General features: G+C 58.7%; 3 protein-coding genes. All 3 read right to left on the bottom strand.

Annotation, left to right across the window (positions count from 1 at the left end; translation table 11 throughout):
* Positions 1 to 112: 112 nt before the first annotated feature.
* The gene (locus tag J2X54_RS25660) at positions 113 to 1,390 is read right to left on the bottom strand and encodes a GMC family oxidoreductase N-terminal domain-containing protein (protein WP_310184697.1); all 1,278 of its coding nucleotides are present in this window, start codon (positions 1,388 to 1,390) and stop codon (positions 113 to 115) included.
* 61 nt (positions 1,391 to 1,451) lie between these two features.
* Entirely contained in the window at positions 1,452 to 2,813 is a 1,362-nt protein-coding gene (locus J2X54_RS25655; protein ID WP_310184696.1) for a sodium-dependent transporter, read from the bottom strand.
* An 18-nt stretch (positions 2,814 to 2,831) separates the two neighbouring features.
* Positions 2,832 to 3,044: hypothetical protein (locus J2X54_RS25650; RefSeq protein ID WP_310184694.1), on the bottom strand; the 213-nt coding region annotated here is incomplete at its 5' end.

The following is a 3,044-nucleotide window of genomic DNA, read 5'->3' as shown; positions in this document are numbered from 1 at the left end:
AAACGACTTTGCGCCGATGATAGTGCTGCAACCAGTGTGAAAGTAGGTTATCGTCAGGCTAGTTATATAGAAAAACCCCCTTCCGGTGATCCGGTTGGGGGTTTTTCGCATTTCAGAGCATCATTCCGAGACGTTTTCCCAGGCATAGCAGCGTCAACGTCGGCGGCAATCCCCACGATCCCGGTATCACCGACGCATCGCATACGTATAAATTACTGGTCGTAGTTTGCAAATCGCTGTCTACAATGACGCCGATCGGAAGGCTGCCGCCTGGATGTGCTGCAAAATGCCAGCTCTTGAAGATTTTCCTGGCGCCGGCTGTGCGTAAAATATCGCGCGCCATGCCAATACCGCGTGACAGTTTGGCCCGATCGGCCGCGCTCAAGGTTTTGTCTACCCAGCGAGGACCGATGGCGCCGCCGATATCATCGCGTATTTTGACCATGAGGGTCAGCGTGCGCGCATGGGACAGCATGCGGTCGACGCGCCCGACCTGCGCCGCAAATGCCTGGAACATCGGCCTGGGCAACGTCATGTCAGCCAGGGCGACTCCTGCCTCTTGCAGGTACAGGCCGCTTGCCATCGGGACTTCGGCGCCGCCTTCCAGGTCGTCGACCTGGCCCATCACGGCCACGACCGGATCGCTGAAGAACGCGCTTTGCGCCGCGTGGAGTCCCGAGCTGTGCAACAAGCGCGGACTGCCAATACCACCGCCGGCCAGCACCACCTTGGCGGCGCGCACCACATGGTGTGTGCCATCACGCAGGTAGCGCACGCCGCATGCACGTCCGTTTTCCACCATCACGTTTTCTACGTACGCTCGATCGATCAACGTCGCGCCCGATGCCACTGCCTCATCCACAAAATCGCGTGCTGTCCACTTGGCTCCGAACGGGCATCCATAAACGCACCGCCAGCAACCGGTGCGGCAGATCTGTGGTCGTATCAATTTGTGGAGTTTGCGCCAGTCGAGGCCAAGCGCGGAAGCGCCCGAGGCGATGCGCTTGGCCATGGGACCAATCAGGTCATCAGGTAAAGGTCCCATCGGCAGCTCGGCACGCAGCGTTGCCAGCGCCGGCGCCAGGTCAATACCGTGATTGGCAAACATGGACAGTGGTGGCGGGGCGGCCGTGGCAAAATTGATGGCGCTGCTGCCGCCGACGACTATGCCGCTCACCAGCAGCGAGCCATCGCGATGGATGTATGCGCCCTTGCCTGGTACTGCGGCCATGCCGGCCATCTGGGACAATGTGCCTTCGAGTGGCACGTTGCTGCCGCGCTCGAGTATCAAGACCCGCAATTGCCGACGGGCCAGTTCACGCGCGACGCTGGCGCCACCGGGACCGGTGCCAACCACGATGGCGTCGTAGATTGTTTCTTGCTTGCTCATGCGGGCATCCGTTCACGTCAGGCACACACCATAACGTGTTTTTCACATGCCCGCACCGGGTTCAGAACAGGTTCAAGCCTTTGAGCATCACCAGCAAAATCAGCAGGGGTGACACGTAGCGCAGCAGTATCAGCACCACGCGCGCGGTTGCCCGGTTGGGTAGCGCACCATTGTTGGATAGTGCCCCCGTGAATTTGTCGGCGCCCCATACCCATCCCACGTAGATCGCCAGGCAAATTCCGCCGATCGGCAGCAATACGTTGGATGAGACGAAGTCGAACAGGTCGAACATATTCATGCCGAACAGCTTGAAGTCGGCCAGCACATTATTGGTCAGCGCACAGGTGGAGCCGACCACCATCAATACGGCGATGGTGAGCAAGGTCGACTTGGCGCGGCTCAGTCCCAGGCGTTCATGCAAAATTACAACCGGCACTTCCATCAGCGACAGCATCGCACCGGTAGCAGCGACCGCCGCCAGCACGAAGAACACGATCATCAAGAAATGGCCGCCGGGGATTTGCGAGAACACGGCTGGAATCGTGATGAACACCAGCGACGGGCCGGCCGACGGTGCGAAGCCGAACGTGAACACCGCCGGGAAGATGGCGATCCCGGCCAGCATGGAGACAAACAGGTCGGCAATCATCACCCGCACAGTGGTTTGCGGGATATTTTGATCGTCGCGAAAGTACGATCCATAAGTCATCATGGTGCCCATCCCCAGCGACAGCTTGAAGAAAGCCAGGCCCATCGCCGTAAGGATGACTCCCGCCGTGATCTTGCTGAAGTCCGGGCGGAACAGGAAAGCCAGTCCATCAAGCGCCTTATCCAGCGACAGGCTGACAGCGCACAGCAATAGCAATAACAGGAACAACAAGGGCATCAATTTTTTGGCCACCGCCTCGATGCCCTTGGTCACACCCATCAACAGGATGCCTCCGATAAATACCAGCACTACCCACTGCCACAGCAGCGATTGCAGCGGATCGCTGATCAGCGCCGTGAATGCGCCTTCGGTCACCTGGCGGTCACTGCTGAGTATCGAGCCACCGATCGCCTTGAATACATAAGCGAACACCCACGCCACCACTTCAGAATAGAACGACATGATCAGGAAGGCAGCCAGCATGCCCGATACGCCAATCAGCCACCAGGGCAAGCGGCTCGGGCTGAGCTTTTGCAGCGCCGTGATCGGGTTGGCCTTGGCGGCGCGGCCCATGGTGATCTCCGCGATCATGACCGGCAGGCCGACCAGCAAGGTGGCCAGCAAATAAATCAGCAGGAAGCCGGCGCCGCCGTTGGCGCCTGTGAGGTAAGGGAACTTCCAGATATTGCCCAAGCCGACGGCCGAGCCGAGTGTGGCCGCCAGCACGCCGAAGCTGGAGCTGAAGCCGCCACGTTTGAGAGAGTTGTTAGTCATGGCTGCTTTCCGCACCGGTTAAAGGCAGCGATTGTAGCAGCGCGAAAATAACTCTTGCAGGTTCGGAAGCGTATTGCTATAGTTCGCCCCCTCGCAGAACAACACATGCAAATGCAGCGTGAAGCGAGAGTAGAGAAGAAAAAGAAGTGCTTGACGAAATATCCGAAACGCTTCATAATCTTGCCTCTTCGCTGATGAACAAAACGCTTCTTCAGCTAGCAAGACCGCAGT

This window comes from Duganella sp. 3397, from assembly GCF_031456625.1.
Taxonomy (GTDB): Bacteria; Pseudomonadota; Gammaproteobacteria; order Burkholderiales; family Burkholderiaceae_D; genus Rugamonas; species Rugamonas phyllosphaerae.
This window is presented reverse-complemented; position numbering and strand designations above follow the sequence as displayed.